General features: G+C 45.2%; 1 protein-coding gene. It reads right to left on the reverse strand.

Going from position 1 to position 263, the window contains the following annotated elements; all coding sequences use genetic code 11:
- Positions 1-2: 2 nt before the first annotated feature.
- On the reverse strand, positions 3-263 hold a 261-nt coding region (locus FC99_RS00575; RefSeq protein ID WP_156639330.1), incomplete at its 5' end, for a zinc ribbon domain-containing protein.

The following is a 263-nucleotide window of genomic DNA, read 5'->3' on the forward strand; positions in this document are numbered from 1 at the left end:
GTTTACCCAGCAGTTGTTAGCTTTTTAATCTTTGGGTGTTTGACACCATTCAACCAATCTTGGCCAAGCATCTCAATATTCATTGCCCCTAAGCGGTCATCGTTACACCGATACTGGCATTGGGCACACCAATATTCATGAGTATCATGATGGCGATTAGCCTTCTCAACTAGGCCACACTTCGGACACCTCTGTGAAGTGAAGGCTGGATTCACTTTCACAACGGCGCTTTGAATAGCCTGAGCCTTGTACGTTAAGAAAGA

The organism is Levilactobacillus koreensis JCM 16448 (assembly GCF_001435525.1).
GTDB lineage: Bacteria > Bacillota > Bacilli > Lactobacillales > Lactobacillaceae > Levilactobacillus > Levilactobacillus koreensis.